Below are 14370 nucleotides of genomic sequence, written 5' to 3'. Positions count from 1 at the left end.
CGCGCCGGGCGGTCAGGAGGCGCCGTCGGCGCGCAGGCGGAAGACGTTCGACTCGGCCGAGTCGCGCAGCGACCCGAGCACCGCGCCGATCTTGTCCGCCGGCATCGGCTTGAAGAAGTGGTAGCCCTGCGCGGACGTGCAGCCCAGCTCGGCCAGGGCCAGCCGCTGCTCGGCCGTCTCCACCCCCTCGGCGACCACCCGCAGCCCCAGCTCGTGGGCGAGCCCGACGGTGGTCCGGACGATCGCCGCCGCCTCCGGCGAGTCGGCCATCCGGATCACGAAAGAGCGGTCCACCTTCAACTCGTCCACGGCGATCCGGGTCAGGAAGGTCAACGAGGAGAAGCCGGTGCCGAAGTCGTCCACCGCAAGCTGCACACCCATCGACCGGAGGGTGGCGAGCACCTCGTCGATGATCTCCAGCTCGCTCATCACCACCGTCTCGGTGATCTCCAGGACCAGCCGGTGCGGCGGCACCTGATGTCGGCGCAGCGCGTCGGCGATCTCCGCCGGCAGGCGCGGATCCAGCAGACTGCGCGCGGAGAGGTTGACCGAGATCGGGACGTCCAGCCCCTCGCGGGCCCAGCCCGCGGCCACGCCGAGCGCCTTGTCCAGCACGTAGCGCGTGAACGTGCCGAGCTGCTCGCTGTTCTCCACCGGGCGGATGAAGTCGGCCGGGTTCAGCCAGCCCCGCCGGGGGTGCTGCCAGCGGATCAGCGCCTCCACACCGGTGGGAGCGCCGGTGGCCAGGTCGACAGCCGGCTGCAACGCCAGCACCAACTGGTCGTCGACCTTCAGCGCCTCGCGCAGCTCGGCCAGCAGGGCCAACTGGTCCGTGCTGGCGGCGTCCCGGGTGCTGTCGTACGCGGCGACGCTGCCACCGCCCTCCTTGGCCTGGTACATCGCGATGTCCGCGCGGCGCAGCAGCTCGGTCAGGTCGGCGGTGCCGGCGTCGGCGACCACCACCCCGACGGAGACCTCGATGGACATCCGCACCCCGGCCACCTCGGTCGGCGCGGCCAGCCGCTCGGCGATCTCGCGAGCCTGGCGCAGGGCGTGCGCCATCGGCGCGGCCCGGTCACCGAGCACGGGGACCGAGGTGAGCAGCAGCGCGAACTCGTCGCCGCCGAGCCGGCCGAGCAGGTCACCGGGGCGGGCCAGCGCGCTGAGCCGGTTGGCGGTCAGCCGCAGCAACTGGTCGCCGGCCGCGTGCCCGAGGGTGTCGTTGACTTCCTTGAACTGGTTGATGTCCAGCAGCAGCAGCGCCACCGGGTGGTCGTGGGCGAGCTGCCGCAGCGACTGGTCGCCCTTGCCGAGCATCGCCGTACGGTTCGCCAGCCCGGTGAGCGGGTCGTGCACCGCCTCGTACGACGAGCGGGCGGTGACCAGCCGCAGCTCACGATGGGTCGCGGCGTCGTGCAGGGCTGCGGCGAGCGCGTCGCCGAAGGCCGCCACCGCGTCCCGTTCCCGGGTCGCGGGTGGAGCGGAGCGCGGGAACCGGACCCGGAGCTGGCCTACCGGCGCGGCGCCCACCGACAGCTGACGGACCAACTCGTACTCGTCCGGCTCCGACCGGTCCGGAGGGCCCACCTCACGGTCGAGCAGCTGGCCGCCGGCGTCTCCCCGGTAGCGGCGCCACCTGCCGTCGGCCCGGGCCACGTCGACGTCGACCAGCTCGGCGTTGAACAGCGCCAGCGCGCCGGTCACCGCCGCGCTGGCCACGCCCCGCTCGTCGAGCTGGTTGAGAGCCGCGGTGGCCTCGGCGAAGGCACGCCACGTCCGGCGTTCCTGGTCCGCGCGCAGCCGGTAGCGGTAGGTCTGCTGCAGCAGCCAGAGCAACGGCGGGAGCAGCAGCAACCAGCGTGGGTCCAGCTCCAGCAGCGCGATCACGACCAGGCCGACCGCCACGTTGCCCACGAACATCAGCAGCTTGCCGCGCAGCGCGGCGAGCAGCGGCGGTCCGATGGGCAGCCCGTGCCGCAGGCCCAGCGTCACCCCACCGAGCCACGCGGTCACCAGGAGGTAGGTCACCGATCCCGCGATCACGGCCAGCGCCAGCATCGGTGTCGGCGCGGCGAGCAGCGGATGCCCCAGGGCGGTGGTCACGGACACGGCCAGCGCCGACGCGGCGGTCAGCGACGCGGCGATCCGGACGATCTCCAGCGGCGGACGGCGGTCGCTGTGCAGCGACAGCGCCGTCCAGGCCAGCCCGGTGCCGAGCAGGGTGGCCGACGGCAGCCAGCCGGCCGGCGCGAGGTAGAGGCAGACGATCAGGGCGGCCTCGCCCCAGGTGATGCTGACCATGCCGGCGGAGCTGCGGAAGCGAAGCCGGGCGAGCTGGGCCACGGCGAGGACGGCGACGGCGATGCCGAAGCGGGCCGGTCCACCGAGCGGATCGTCGGACGGCAGCCCGGCCGGAAGGGTCAGACCGACCACGGCGGCGGCCAGAGCCGTCACCGTCACCGCGGTCGTCAGCACGAGCAGCCGGGCCGGCATGCCGTGCACCCCGAGCCGGTCGAACGGGTCGCCGCCCGCGCCGGAGGTCATCGACCTCCCCCGTCAGCCGACCGACCGAGGGTACGGCGGGCGGCCGGTGCTGTGACGGACATCGGCGCCCCCTCCCGCGCACGGCTCGGGGACTTTTGGTCCCCCCGGCGGAAGGCTAAGCCAAACCGGGTGGTCGCAACAGGGGTCCACCACCCGGTTCGGCGTGAATCATGCGCGGACTACCCGTTCCGCTGCTGCTGGTGCCCATTGGGAGCGTGCGCGGATGAATCATGCGCGCTGGTCCCGTCTGTCGGATCGACGACTGAAGCGTCGGCCCTGGTCGCATCGGTCGACCGCCCCTGCTGGGGAAACCGGTCGGGCAGACGCCGCAGTCGAGCGTTCATGTTGCGGATCAGCAGGATGGTCGCGGCGGCCAGCAGCAGGATGAGGAAGAGACCCATCGGCCCGGCCAGGCCACCCGTGCGGGTGTCCCCGAAGTTGTTCTCCGCGAGCACCTGGGCAGCGGTCAGCATGACGTTCCTCCGATGTGCGATTGCCTACCAGGGTAGACCCGGCCGGAATCAGCCCGCGTGCGCCGTCTCCCGCACACCGGCGAAGAGGTCGGACTCGGGCAGCGGGCTGTCCACCACTGTGCGCGCCAGCTCGAAATCCTCCGTCGGCCAGGCACGTTGCTGCAGCTCCATGGGCACCTGGAACCAGAAGCCGTCCGGGTCGACCTGGGTGGCGTGGGCGCGCAGCGCGTCGTCCCGGACGTGGAAGTATTCGGCGCAGTCCACCCGGGTGGTGATACGGGGGCCCTTGTCCGGACGCTCGTCCCAGCGCTTGATCCAATCCACGTACGGCGACTCGGCGCCGGTGCTGAGCACGGCCTCGTGCAGGGCCATGATCTTGGCCTTGGAGAAGCCGATGTCGTAGTAGAGCTTCAATGGCTGCCAGGGGGCGCCCAGCTCCGGGTAGCGCTCCGGGTCGCCGGCGGCCTCGAACGCGGCCACGCTCACCTTGTGGCACATGATGTGATCGGGGTGCGGGTAGCCACCCTCCTCGTCGTACGTGGTCACGACGTGCGGACGGAACTCACGCATCAGGCGCACCAGCGGGCCGGCCGCCACCTCGACGTCCTGGAGGGCGAAGCAACCCTCGGGCAGCGGCGGCAGCGGGTCGCCCTCGGGCAGGCCGGAGTCGACGAACCCGAGCCAGGCCTGGTCGACACCGAGGATCGCCCGCGCGGCGTCCATCTCGGCACGCCGGATCTCCGCGATGTTGGCCCAGACGTCGGGCCGGTCGAGCTTGGGGTTGAGCACGCTGCCGCGCTCGCCGCCGGTGCACGTCACCACCAGCACGTCCACCCCCTGGGCGACGTACTTCGCCATCGTCGCCGCACCCTTGCTCGACTCGTCGTCCGGGTGCGCGTGGACGGCCATGAGACGCAGCTGCTCTGCCAACTTCGGCGCTCCTCGTCTGTGCCGGCCGGTGGACCCGACCGGGCTCGACCGGCTGACCTGCCGGGACCCTCCTCGCCCCGCTGCGAGTCGGCGCCGCGGGGCCCGACCTGCCATTCCTGCCGTTTGGCCGGGCTGGGAGGATGGGCTTCTGCCATTCTTGCCGATGCCGCCGACAACAACGCCAGGAGATACCCGCCGGTGACCGAGACGCACGCCACAATTTCGCCGGGCACCCCGGTCTTCCCCGCCGGGCGCTACGGACGCCGCCGGGCGCCCGGCAACGGCCGCCGTCGTACGCTGCTGGCGGCGCTGGTGCTCCTGGTGCTGGTGGCGGTGCTGAGCCTGATCTCGCTGCGGCTCTACCGGCAGTACGGCGACCCCGTCTACGACGCCCAGGTGATCACGTACACCGACATCACGGACAGCCAGGTGGTCGTCGACTTCCGGGTGACCGTGCCGCCGGGCGGATCGGCGGTCTGCGTGCTGCGCGCCCGGGACCGCGCCGGCGTGGAGGTGGCCCGCGAGGAGGTCACGGTGAGCGCCGCACCCGGCGACCGGCACGTCACCACCCGGCACCGTCTGAGCACCTCCGCCCGACCGTTCATCGGCGAGGTGCTGCGCTGTCGGGCCCCTGCCTGAGCTGCGGAAACGTCATCCCGCAACGCCCCCGGGCAACCCGTCGCGGCGGGTCGACCGCGAGTGCCGGATGCGGACACCGACGGTGATCGCCGACACGCTGTGTCGTACCGCACTGGTAACTTGGTAGTTCACCTGTCAGCCAGCCACGCACAACTGAGGAGAACGCCTGTGTCCACTGGCAACGAGGCGCCCGCCACCTGGCTGTCCCAGGACGCGTACGACCGCCTCCAGGCCGAGCTCGACGAGCACATCGCCAACCGTCCGGCGATCGCAGCCGAGATCAACGCTCGGCGCGAGGAGGGTGACCTGCGCGAGAACGGCGGCTACCACGCCGCCCGCGAGGAGCAGGGCAAGGCCGAGGGTCGCATCCGCTACCTGCAGGAACTGCTGCGTACCGCAAAGGTCGGCGAGGCCCCGTCGGCCGACGCGGTGTCGCCCGGCATGGTCGTGACGATCTACTTCGACGACGACGCCGACGACACCGAGACCTTCCTGCTCGGCTCCCGGGAGATCGCCGCCACCACCGACCTCACCGTCTACAGCCCCGAGTCGGCGCTCGGCAAGGCGATCCTGGGTGGCCGTTCCGGGCAGACCTGCACCTACACGGCCCCGAGCGGCGCCGACATCAAGGTGACAGTGGTCAGCTTCGAGCCGTTCTCCGGCTGAGCGTTCACCCGGCTCCGTGCCGCGGTCACCGAGCCGCCTTTCCGGGCACCTGAGCGCCGTTCGACGTGTGCCGCCGCCGAGGCGTGACACCCACCCGTGTCACGCCTCGGCGGCGAAGACCACCTGATAGCCACTGGCTCGCAACGCGCTGATCAGCGTGTCCGAGTGCTCCACACCACGGGTCTCCACCGACAGCGCCACCTCGACCTCGCCGAGGCCCAGGTGCGGATTGGCCCGCTGGTGTTCCACGTCCACCACGTTGGCCCGGTGCTCGGCGATCTGGCTGAGCAGCGAGGCGAGCTGCCCCGGCCGGTCGGAGCAGCGCACCGTCACCCGCAGGTAGCGGCCGGCGGCCGCCAGACCGTGCTCGATCACCCGCATCATCAGCAGGGGGTCGATGTTGCCGCCGGAGAGCACCGCGACCACTGGCGTCTCCACCTCCACCACACCGGCCAGGAGCGCGGCCACGCCGACCGCCCCGGCCGGCTCGACGACCTGCTTGCCGCGCTCCAACAGCATCAGCAGGGCCCGGGAGATGTCCTCCTCGGTGACCGTGACGATCTCGTCGACGAGCTTGCGGACATGGTTGAACGTGATCTCCCCCGGCCGCCCGACCGCGATGCCGTCCGCGATCGTGGCGAAGGTGGGCAGCCGGACCGGTTCCCCGGCCAGCAGGGAGGGCGGGAAGGCCGCCGCGCCGGCCGCCTGGACGCCGATGATGCGGACGTCCGGCCGCAGTGCCTTGGCTGCCACCGCCATGCCGGAGATCAGGCCCCCGCCGCCCACCCCGGTGATGATCGTGCGCACCTCGGGGCACTGTTCGAGGATCTCCAACGCCACCGTGCCCTGCCCGGCGATCACGTCCCGGTGGTCGAACGGGTGGATGAGCACCGCGCCGGTGCGCTCGGCGTACGTCTGCGCCGCCACCAGCGACTCGTCGACCGTGTTGCCGGCCAGTTCGACCTGCGCGCCGTACCCCTTGGTGGCGGCGACCTTCGGCAGCGGCGCGTTGACCGGCATGAAGACCGTCGCGTGCGTGCCGACCAGCCCGGCGGCGAGAGCGACGCCCTGCGCGTGGTTACCGGCGCTCGCCGCGACCACGCCCCGTTCGCGCTCGGCCGCCGACAGCCGCGAGATCCGCACGTACGCGCCGCGGACCTTGTACGAGCCGGCGCGCTGCACGTTCTCGCACTTGAGCCAGGTCTTGCCGCCCAGTGCCGCGCTCAGTGGCCGGGAGGGCTCCAGCGGGGTGGTCCGGACGACGTCGGCGAGCAGTTTCCGTGCAGCCCGTACGTCGTCGAGGCCGACCAGTTCCGTCATGCCCCAGATCGTGCCACCCGGCTCCGGCCTCCCCTGCGGCGACACCGGGTTGATCCATTCGACGTCCCCGAGGTGGCGGTGTCAACCGCGCCCCGACACCGCCACCTCGGCGATCCCGAGTGGATCACGGCGTCGCCGGCCATACCGGGGCCGCTGGCCAGACCGGGGCGGTCGGCCACACCGGGGCGGCGCGGGCGATCCGGGCCTCCTGCGCGGCGGAGATCCGGTGGATCAGCACGATCAGCGTCACCGCGGCGATCGCGCAGCCCAGTGCGGGCAGGCTGTTGCGGAGCAGGGAGTCGCCGTAGTAGTCGACGTACGCCTGGTAGCCGGCGTCGGTGGACGGGGTCTCCGGCAGCTGCTCGTACGCCCGATCGTCCAGGCGGCTGCTCACCCGGTCGCCGACGCTGAACAGCAGCCAGGCACACCACCAGACGACCACGAGCGTCGGCGTGAACCGCCGCCAGAGGCTGTCCCGCGCCACGTTGGCCACGACCCGGGCCGGCACCACGAAGTTCGCGAAGGGCACCAGCCAGCCGGCGATCGCCCAGCCGGCCCCGAGCGTCGGCAGCGCACCGGGGAAGGCGTCGGTGTTCTTCCGCGTCCGCCACGTCCAGATGATCACCAGTACGGCGGCGGTGAGGTGCGCCACCAGCATGAGCAGCGACAGCAGCCCTCCGATGAGCAGCGGGCCGAGCAGCAGGTCCGGGTCGTCGTTGGCCCTGGCCTGCCGGGCCATCGCCATCCCGATCAGCGGGGACAGCGCCACCACCAGGTAGAGCACGGCGGTCGCGCCGACGGCGATGTTCGCGGCCAGGCCGATCCCGCGTACGCGGTAGGTCGGCAGGCCCGGCGTGACGGCGGGCTGGCCCAGCGGCGTGTGGCAGCGCTGGCAATCGTTGTGCTCGGGGGACGTGGGGTCCCCGCAGGTCTGGCAGCGCATTGGTGTCCCCCGGGTCCGCGCGACGTTGCGCGGACACCGTAGACGATCATGCGGTGGCCGGCGACCCCGTTCCGACGACGGGGTAGCCGGGGGCGTGCCGCGGCCACGGGGCGGCCATCTCGAACTGACCGGCCACGCCGAGCAGTAGCAGCTCCGAGCCGGGCGGGCCGACGATCTGGACGGCTACCGGCAGGCCGTCCGGCCGGCGGCCCACCGGCACCACGATGGCGGGCAAGCCGGCGATGTTCCACGGCGCGGCGTACGGGGCGTACCGGATGTTGGCCGACATGTTCGCCCGCCAGGACCGCTCGGACCAGCGCCCGGCCTCCGGCGGCGCGCTGGCCAGCGCGGGGGTGAGCAGCAGGTCGACCGAGTGGTCGGTGAAGAAGTCGACCGAACGCTGCCGCCAGGCGGCCCGGTCGGCCTCCCGGACGTAACCGCGACGCTGCGCCCACTCGCCCAGCGCGACGTGCCGCCGGGTGCGGCGCTGGAGGCCGCGTCGGTCCAGCCCGGCGGCCCGAACGTCGGTGGCGGCCGCGGCGAACCAGGTGGCGATGCCCTGCAGGCCCAGGGCCGTGGGATAGACCGGATCGGCCGGCACGGTGTCGTGCCCGGCGGCGGCGAGCAGCCGGCCGGCGGTGGCCACCGCGTCCCGGTTGGGCGCGTCCGGGGAGACGCCGCGCACCGGGGAGCGCAGTGAGACACCCACCCGCAGCCGCTGCGGCGGGACCAGCTTCTCCGCTCGCCGGCCGGCGAGCACCGAGAAGCCGACCGCGGCATCCGCGACGGTGCTGGTCAACATGCCGTGCTCGGTGAGGCCGAACCAGTCGTCCGCGCCGAGCTGGCAGGGCACCACGCCCCGGCCGGGCTTGAGGCCGACCAGGCCGCAGCAGGCCGCCGGGATCCGGATCGAGCCGAGCCCGTCGTTGCCGTGCGCGATCGGCACCAGGCCGGCGGCGACCGCGGCGGCGGCGCCCCCCGAAGAGCCACCGGGGGTACGCGTGTTGTCCCACGGGTTGCGGGTCACCGCGCTGTCGTCATCGGTCAGTGCCCACAGCCCCAGCTCCGGCATCCGGGTGACGCCGAGGATCACCGCGCCGGCGCCGCGCAGCCGACGCACCACCTCGTGGTCGGCCTCCGCGACGTCGGTCCGTACGGCTGCCGACCCGTTCCAGGTAGGCAGGCCGGCGACCGGGGTGTTCTCCTTGACCGCCACCGGCACCCCGGCCAGGGGGAGGTTGGCCAGGTCCTCCTGCTCGTCGACCTTCTCGGCCTCGGTGATCGCCTCGCCGCCGCGAACGGCACGGAAGGCGGCCAGCTCGCGGTCGGCCGAGGCGATGTACTCCAGGTGGTCGGCGACGACCTGGGTGGCCGAGACGTCGCCCCGGCGTACGCCCCGGGCGATCTGCTTGGCGGTCGCCCCGACCCAGGTCGCCATGATGTCCTGCACGGCCATCCTCCCCAGCGGTCAGCCCAGCGCCTGCTCCAGATCGGCGAGCAGGTCGTCGACCGTCTCGATGCCGACAGACAGTCGCACGAGATCGCCGGGAACTTCAAGCGGCGAGCCGGCAGCACTTGCGTGTGTCATCCGGCCCGGGTGTTCGATCAGGGATTCCACGCCGCCGAGCGACTCGGCGAGCACGAAGAGCTTCGTGCGGTTGCAGATCTCGACGGCGTGGTCCTCACCGCCGGAGGCGCGGAACGAGATCATGCCGCCGAACCGACGCATCTGCTTGGCGGCGACCTCGTGACCGGGGTGCGAGGGCAGCCCGGGGTAGATCACCTGGGCCACCTTGGCGTGCCCGTCGAGGTACGCGGCGAGCCGCTCGGCGTTGTCGCAGTGCCGGTCCATGCGTACCCCGAGGGTCTTGATGCCGCGCAGGGTGAGCCAGGCGTCGAACGGGCCGTTGATCGCGCCCATCGCGTTCTGGTGGTAGCGCAGTTCCTCGCCGAGCCCGGCGTCGGCGACGACGAGCGCACCACCGACCACGTCGGAGTGCCCGCCGACGTACTTGGTGGTGGAGTGCACCACCACGTCCGCGCCGAAGGCGATCGGCTGCTGCAGGTACGGCGAGGCGAAGGTGTTGTCGACAACCAGCAGCGCGCCCGCGTCGTGTGCCACGGCGGCCAGGGCGGCGATGTCGGCGATGCCGAGCAGCGGGTTCGTCGGCGTCTCCACCCAGACGATCTTCGTTCGGCCGGGCTGCACGGCGGCCCGGACCGCTGCCGCGTCGGAGACCTTGGCCGGGGTGAACTCCAGGCCCCAGCGCTGGGCGACCCGGGCGAAGAGCCGGTAGGTGCCGCCGTACGCGTCGTCCGGGATGATCACGTGGTCGCCCGGCTTGCAGACCGCCCGCAGCAGGGTGTCCTCCGCGGCCAGGCCACTGGCGAAGGCGAGGCCCACGGGCCCGCCCTCCAGCGCGGCCAGGCACTCCTGGAGGGCGTCACGGGTCGGGTTGCCCGAGCGGCTGTACTCGTAGCCGAGCCGGGGCGCACCGACGGCGTCCTGGGCGTACGTGCTGGTCTGGTAGATCGGCGGGATCACCGCGCCGGTGCGGGCCTCAGGGTCCTGACCGGCGTGAATGGCGAGCGTCTCGAAGCCGTGACTCATTCTGGTGAGGCTAGTGCCCCCGTCCGGCGGGCTGGAACGGAACCCGTGCTCCGGTGGGGGCCGGACCTTTCGGCCCGGCCCCCGCGTGCCGGCCGGGAGGCCGGCGGGCCGGTCAGCCGGCCGGGACGGGCAGGACGTGCAGAGTGACCGGATGCGCGCCGGTCCAGTCGTAGGAGACCGCGTAGAGCCGGGCCCCGTTGGGTGCCCAGGCCAGCGCGCCGGAGCTGAGTTCGTCGCCCAGCTCGAAGCGGGCCAGCTCGGTGCCGTCCGGGCGGAAGACGAACACGTCCGGGTCGTAGGAGGCGTCCGCTCCGCCGGCGATCCGGGTGCCGTCACGCGACACCTCGACAGCATTGGGGTACGCGCCGGTGAGGTAGGTCGCGGAGGGGGTGCTGATGGCGGCGACCGGGAACGCCTGCACCTCGTACGGGGCGCCGGACGCGGTGAAGAGGGTGGTGCCGGTGGGGTCGAGCGCGATGTCGCGCAGGTTGCTGCCGATCGCCATGAAGTCGTTGGTGCTCGGCGGGCCCAGCACGCCCCCGGTGCCGATCGCGTACGCGTACACCGAGGCGGGGCTGAGGCCCGGCTGCCCGGCCAGCAGCACCGAACGGTTCTGGCTGGCGGCGGTCAGCAGCGGAGCGCCGTAGAAGCCGCTACCGGTGTCCAGGCCAGTGGTGACGCGGGCCGGCTGGCGGCCCAGGTCGATCCGGCCGATGTTGCCGTCCCAACCGCCACAGCCGTACCCGAACCACAGGTACCGCCCGGTCAGCGCGAGCGACGACGGGCACGCGCCCGCGCCGGTGTCGTACCGGGCCGACTCGACAAGTGAGCCGGTGTCGAAGGCGGCGATGGCGTTGGCGGTGGGCAGCGCCACGTAGAGGGTCTGCCGATCGGCGCTGAGCAGCAGGTCGGAGGGGCCGGGCAGGCCGGACAGGGTGCCGACCACCGCGCCCGTCGCACTGTTCACCACGACGTCGGTCGAGGAGGGGCCACCGCTGACGAAGACCCGGTCACCGGCGGACACCACGTCGGACACCGCCGGCAACGACAGTGGGGTGGCCGTCGGCGCGACGGCTGCCTGGGCGGCGCCCGGTATCGCGGCGGTGAGCAGCCCGGCGGTCAGTGCCGCGAGCGCCAGGGTCGTGCCTCTTCTGATGTGCAAGGTGCGTCCTTCCCCCGTGTATTGATCCAGACCGGTAAATGTCTACCACGGCCGATGGATGCGCGGGGGGCGCGCGTCCCCGCGTGGCCGGCGACATAGCCTGGGGCGATGAGCGGGTGCGTGTTCTGCGGGATCGTGTCGGGTGACGTGCCGGCGTTCCGGGTCGCGGACGAACCGGACGGGGTGGCGTTCCTCGACACCCGTCCGGTGTTCAAGGGGCACGTGCTGGTGGTGCCCCGGGTGCACCTGGTGACCCTGGCCGAGCTTCCGGCCGACCTGCTGCCCGGCTACTTCGCGCTGGTCCAGCGCCTGGCGGTGGCCGTGGAGTCCGCTCTGGGGGCCGGTGGGACGTTCGTGGCGATGAACAACAAGGTGTCCCAGTCCGTCCCGCACCTGCACACTCACGTGGTGCCGCGCACCAAGGGCGACGGGCTGCGCGGGTTCTTCTGGCCGCGCACCCGCTACGCGGACGACGCCGAGGCCCAGACCTACGCCCACCGGGTCGCCGCCGCGCTCTCGGGCGCTGCCTGACTCACACCCGTGCGGGTAAGGAAGGTGGACCCACCGGTGTTGCACGCTGCGAGAGGTACGAGAGGAGATCCCCACGTGTTTTTGCGCCGTATGAACGCCGAGATGGTTTCGCCCGACCAGGCCCTGCCGGGCCGTCAGATCGCCATGCCAGTTGCCGACCGCCACGAGGTGCTGGGCACCCCGTTGAAGGGCCCGTTCCCGGAGGGGCTGCAGGTAGCGGTCTTCGGCATGGGCTGCTTCTGGGGCGCTGAGCGGCTGTTCTGGACGCTGCCCGGCGTTTACACCACCTCCGCCGGCTACGCGGGTGGCATCACCAGGAACCCGACGTACGAGGAGACGTGTTCCGGCCGAACCGGGCACGCCGAGGTCGTCCAAGTGGTGTACGACCCCAGCAAGATCACGTATGAGGACCTGCTGAAGGTCTTCTGGGAGAACCACGACCCGACCCAGGGCATGCGCCAGGGCAATGACGTGGGCACCCAGTACCGGTCGGCGATCTACACGACCACCGACGAGCAGCGGGCAATCGCGGAGTCGTCCCGGGACGCGTTCCAGCCGATCGTGACGCGGGCCGGCAAGGGCGAGATCACCACCGAGATCGCCCCGCTCGGCAGCTACTACTTCGCCGAGGACTACCACCAGCAGTACCTCGCCCCGACCAAGAACCCGAACGGGTACTGCAACCACGGCCCGAACGGCCTGAGCTGCCCGGTCGGCGTTGCCCGTACCGCTGGCTGACCCACCTGCGTGAACGCGATGCCCGGCTGCCGACGAGGTGGCCGGGCATTCCCGTTCGGCCCTGTGATCGAAATCCGTTGCCGAGCCCGCCGGGGACTCGATAGCGTGCAGGTACACGTGAAAGGAGGTGGTCCAGACTTGTATAGCAATCGGACTCGTGAGGTGGCTGTCAGCTAGCCGCTGTCCTCGACAGTGATCCGTCCGCCGCGAGGCGGGCAACCAGTACGACCGTCGAGACCGTGTGGCAGCGGTGCGGCGAATTCCAGACAGCCACCCGACCCCCGGGGTGCCGGCCAAGTCCAGCCGGCCCGCGCGACAGCGTGGAGCGCCCCGGGGGTCGCTCCATATCCGCGGGAGATCAGTGTGTCGATGCGCGAGCTGGTGATTCTCGGGACGGCCAGCCAGGCGCCCACCCGGCAGCGCAACCACAACGGGTACGTGCTGCGCTGGGACGACGAGGTGATCCTCTTCGACCCGGGTGAGGGCAGCCAGCGGCAGCTCCTGCACACCACTGTCACCGCGACCGACCTGACCCGGATCTGCGTCACGCACTTCCACGGCGACCACTGCCTCGGCCTGCCGGGCACCATCCAGCGACTCTCGCTGGACCGGGTGGCGCATCCGGTCGCCGTGCACTTCCCGGCGGGCGGCGCCGAGTACTTCGCCCGACTGCGGCACGCCACCTCCTTCTACGAGACGGCCGAGCTGGCGGTCACCCCGATCGAGACCGACGGTCAACGGATCGCCCTGAGCTGCGGCACGCTGGAGGCCCGCCGGCTGCGGCACCCCATCGAGACGTACGGCTATCGGCTGATCGAGCCGGACGGCTGCCGGATGCTGCCGGAGAAGCTGGCCGCGTACGGCATCGCCGGCCCGGCCGTCGGCGAGCTGATCCGCGTCGGGCACCTGGACCTCGACGGTCGTCGCGTCACCCGCGACGAGGTGAGCGTGCCCCGACCGGGGCAGCGGTTCGCCTTCGTGATGGACACCGGCCTCTGCGACGGGGTGTACGCCCTGGCCGAGCACGCCGACCTGCTGGTCATCGAGTCGACGTTCCTGGAGTCGGAGGCCGCGCTCGCCGCCGAGGTCGGGCACCTGACCGCGGCGCAGGCCGCGCGGGTGGCGACCGAATCGGAGGTACGCACCCTGGTGCTCACGCACTTCTCGCAGCGCTACCCCGACCCGCGCCGGTTCTACGACGAGGCCCGAGCGCACTTCGACGGGGATCTGGTCATCGCCGAGGATCTGACCACCGTGCAGGTCCCGCCGCGCCGGGTAGCCTCGGCCGGATGACCGTCACGCTCCGCCCCGCGACCGAAGGCGACCTGATGGCGGTGGGCGCCCTGCACCAGCGCTCCCGGATCGCCGCGTACTCCGCCTTCCTGCCGGTCGAAGCCCTGGCCGACCCGACACCGGAGGCGATGGGCGCGTACTGGACCGAGCGGTGGCGCTGGGAGCGGGACACCCACCGACTGACGGTCGCGGAGCGGGCCGGGGCGCTCGTCGGGTTCAGCTACCTGGGTCCGGACGACGAGGACGACCCGGCGACGGGGCTGCTCAACGCGATCCACCTGGAACCAACCGAGCAGGGCCGGGGCACCGGCCGCCTGGTGATGGTGGACGCGTTGGACGCCATGCGCGCCCGGGGTTGGCGCCGCGCGGTGCTCTGGGTGCTCCGGGAGAACGCGCACGCCCGCTCCTTCTATGAGCGCGGCGGCTGGACGTCGACGGGCGTGGAGCGCGAGGAGCACATCGGCGCGGCCCGCACCCCGCAGGTCCGCTACACCCGCCCCCTCTGAGCACCGGCCGGCAA

At 72.3% G+C, this 14370-nt stretch carries 14 protein-coding genes; 6 read left to right on the top strand and 8 right to left on the bottom strand.

Going from position 1 to position 14370, the window contains the following annotated elements; all coding sequences use genetic code 11:
- Window positions 1-12: 12 nt before the first annotated feature.
- The 3 genes from AB0B97_RS14275 to mca all read right to left on the bottom strand — a co-directional run bounded on the left by AB0B97_RS14275 (window position 13) and on the right by mca (window position 3947).
- Window positions 13-2493 (bottom strand): bifunctional diguanylate cyclase/phosphodiesterase, encoded by a 2481-nt coding sequence (locus AB0B97_RS14275; protein ID WP_357494274.1) that lies wholly within the window; start codon window positions 2491-2493, stop codon window positions 13-15.
- A 230-nt stretch (window positions 2494-2723) separates the two neighbouring features.
- Window positions 2724-3017 carry a hypothetical protein gene (locus AB0B97_RS14270; protein WP_234584066.1) on the bottom strand — a complete coding sequence of 98 codons (294 nt, stop codon included), beginning with the start codon at window positions 3015-3017 and terminating at the stop codon, window positions 2724-2726.
- Between the two features lie 48 nt (window positions 3018-3065).
- Window positions 3066-3947, bottom strand: coding sequence for a mycothiol conjugate amidase Mca (gene mca, locus AB0B97_RS14265; RefSeq protein WP_357493711.1), 882 nt, complete (start codon window positions 3945-3947; stop codon window positions 3066-3068).
- A 198-nt stretch (window positions 3948-4145) separates the two neighbouring features.
- Between mca and AB0B97_RS14260 the strand changes: the two genes are divergently transcribed.
- The gene (locus AB0B97_RS14260; protein WP_357493709.1) at window positions 4146-4586 is read left to right on the top strand and encodes a DUF4307 domain-containing protein; all 441 of its coding nucleotides are present in this window, start codon (window positions 4146-4148) and stop codon (window positions 4584-4586) included.
- 168 nt (window positions 4587-4754) lie between these two features.
- Entirely contained in the window at window positions 4755-5252 is a 498-nt protein-coding gene (gene greA, locus AB0B97_RS14255) for a transcription elongation factor GreA (RefSeq protein WP_234584069.1), read from the top strand.
- Window positions 5253-5351: 99 nt separating this feature from the next.
- Here greA and ilvA read toward each other — a convergent pair whose 3' ends face one another.
- The 5 genes from ilvA to AB0B97_RS14230 all read right to left on the bottom strand — a co-directional run bounded on the left by ilvA (window position 5352) and on the right by AB0B97_RS14230 (window position 11288).
- Entirely contained in the window at window positions 5352-6572 is a 1221-nt protein-coding gene (gene ilvA, locus AB0B97_RS14250) for a threonine ammonia-lyase (RefSeq protein WP_357493707.1), read from the bottom strand.
- Window positions 6573-6696: 124 nt separating this feature from the next.
- Window positions 6697-7515 carry a DUF4328 domain-containing protein gene (locus AB0B97_RS14245; protein ID WP_357493704.1) on the bottom strand — a complete coding sequence of 273 codons (819 nt, stop codon included), beginning with the start codon at window positions 7513-7515 and terminating at the stop codon, window positions 6697-6699.
- Window positions 7516-7561: 46 nt separating this feature from the next.
- Window positions 7562-8971: an amidase family protein gene (locus AB0B97_RS14240; protein WP_234584075.1), complete on the bottom strand. Its 1410-nt coding sequence runs from the start codon at window positions 8969-8971 to the stop codon at window positions 7562-7564.
- A 12-nt stretch (window positions 8972-8983) separates the two neighbouring features.
- The gene (locus AB0B97_RS14235; protein WP_357493702.1) at window positions 8984-10126 is read right to left on the bottom strand and encodes a cystathionine gamma-synthase; all 1143 of its coding nucleotides are present in this window, start codon (window positions 10124-10126) and stop codon (window positions 8984-8986) included.
- Window positions 10127-10238: 112 nt separating this feature from the next.
- Window positions 10239-11288, bottom strand: coding sequence for a WD40 repeat domain-containing protein (locus AB0B97_RS14230; RefSeq protein WP_357493700.1), 1050 nt, complete (start codon window positions 11286-11288; stop codon window positions 10239-10241).
- A 108-nt stretch (window positions 11289-11396) separates the two neighbouring features.
- Between AB0B97_RS14230 and AB0B97_RS14225 the strand changes: the two genes are divergently transcribed.
- The 4 genes from AB0B97_RS14225 (at window position 11397) to AB0B97_RS14210 (ending at window position 14356) form a co-directional block, all read left to right on the top strand.
- Window positions 11397-11819, top strand: a complete 423-nt coding sequence (locus AB0B97_RS14225; RefSeq protein WP_357493698.1) for an HIT family protein — start codon at window positions 11397-11399, stop codon at window positions 11817-11819.
- A gap of 75 nt (window positions 11820-11894) precedes the next feature.
- A complete protein-coding gene (gene msrA / locus AB0B97_RS14220; RefSeq protein ID WP_357493695.1) occupies window positions 11895-12557 on the top strand; it encodes a peptide-methionine (S)-S-oxide reductase MsrA in 663 nt (220 codons plus the stop codon).
- Between the two features lie 363 nt (window positions 12558-12920).
- Complete coding sequence (locus AB0B97_RS14215; protein ID WP_357493693.1) at window positions 12921-13850, top strand: ribonuclease Z; 930 nt, start codon at window positions 12921-12923, stop codon at window positions 13848-13850.
- Window positions 13847-14356 carry a GNAT family N-acetyltransferase gene (locus AB0B97_RS14210; RefSeq protein WP_357493691.1) on the top strand — a complete coding sequence of 170 codons (510 nt, stop codon included), beginning with the start codon at window positions 13847-13849 and terminating at the stop codon, window positions 14354-14356. The genes AB0B97_RS14215 and AB0B97_RS14210 overlap by 4 nt, the downstream gene beginning before the upstream one ends.
- Window positions 14357-14370 lie beyond the last annotated feature (14 nt).

The organism is Micromonospora sp. NPDC049004 (assembly GCF_040649315.1).
Lineage (GTDB): Bacteria > Actinomycetota > Actinomycetes > Mycobacteriales > Micromonosporaceae > Micromonospora.
Note: the sequence above shows the minus strand (reverse complement) of the source record. Positions and strands in the feature narration are given on the sequence as shown.

Excerpts from the sequence above, each read along its gene's own strand:
- AB0B97_RS14270 (WP_234584066.1), bottom strand. The coding sequence starts at position 3,017 with ATGCTGACCGCTGCCCAGGTGCTCGCGGAGAACAACTTCGGGGACACC.
- AB0B97_RS14235 (WP_357493702.1), bottom strand. The coding sequence starts at position 10,126 with ATGAGTCACGGCTTCGAGACGCTCGCCATTCACGCCGGTCAGGACCCT.
- AB0B97_RS14245 (WP_357493704.1), bottom strand. The coding sequence starts at position 7,515 with ATGCGCTGCCAGACCTGCGGGGACCCCACGTCCCCCGAGCACAACGAT.
- ilvA (WP_357493707.1), bottom strand. The coding sequence starts at position 6,572 with ATGACGGAACTGGTCGGCCTCGACGACGTACGGGCTGCACGGAAACTG.
- AB0B97_RS14275 (WP_357494274.1), bottom strand. The coding sequence starts at position 2,493 with ATGCCGGCCCGGCTGCTCGTGCTGACGACCGCGGTGACGGTGACGGCT.
- AB0B97_RS14240 (WP_234584075.1), bottom strand. The coding sequence starts at position 8,971 with ATGGCCGTGCAGGACATCATGGCGACCTGGGTCGGGGCGACCGCCAAG.
- AB0B97_RS14225 (WP_357493698.1), top strand. The coding sequence starts at position 11,397 with ATGAGCGGGTGCGTGTTCTGCGGGATCGTGTCGGGTGACGTGCCGGCG.
- AB0B97_RS14210 (WP_357493691.1), top strand. The coding sequence starts at position 13,847 with ATGACCGTCACGCTCCGCCCCGCGACCGAAGGCGACCTGATGGCGGTG.